This is a genomic window from Pseudoalteromonas sp. MMG013 (genome assembly GCF_018100885.1).
Lineage (GTDB): Bacteria > Pseudomonadota > Gammaproteobacteria > Enterobacterales > Alteromonadaceae > Pseudoalteromonas > Pseudoalteromonas aurantia.
In genome coordinates, this window is the sequence record NZ_JAGJEE010000099.1 from 1 (window position 1) to 692 (window position 692).

At 41.2% G+C, this 692-nt stretch carries 1 pseudogene; it reads right to left on the bottom strand.

Annotation, left to right across the window (positions count from 1 at the left end):
- Nucleotides 1–358 precede the first annotated feature (358 nt).
- Nucleotides 359–692, bottom strand: a pseudogene (locus tag J8L98_RS24510) (transposase); the annotation flags it as partial.

Sequence of the window (692 nt, forward strand, 5' to 3'; positions counted from 1 at the left end):
TTAACAGACAATGACACCCATTCAAAAAACGAATGAAAGCAGGCAATGTTCAACCTGAGATATCGTCTAGTTAGTAAAATTGAATTAACTACATATGCTATGAGCTCAAAGATAGGGAAAACCGAACTCATGCCCAGCAACAATTAACAGACAATGACACCCATTCAAAAAACGAATGAAAGCAGGCAATGTTCAACCTGAAATATCGTCTAGTTAGTAAAATTGAATTAACTACATATGCTATGAGCTCAAAGATAGGGAAAACCGAACTCATGAACTCATGCCCAGCAATAAGGCACGCCTAACCCTAGAAACCATCGTGTATTGATTATATAGTGATTATCTTGGTGGTCTCAAATTAAGCCAGTAACTTTTCACACTGCTTATAATTAGCGCGCCGTTTTATTTCTAGGCTCGCACAATAATTGTCAAGCTTTTGAGGTCGCCCTACCGCGCCATGGAATACTTTGGTAAATTGTGTGGTGAGCTTTAGCCAGTTTTTTGGGGCTATGTTGAGCCAGTCTAAAATCGGGGAGTTGATTGGGCTTATAGCGCCACGTTTGTCTGTTCGCATACATCGGCCTGTTAACTCGACCAGTTCTAAGTAGGACTTTAATTCAAAGGGTAAACCTTTGGGCATATGTTTTCTGGGGCTGCCTGCAAAACGCGCTAAGTGTTTAGGCTGCTTGCCT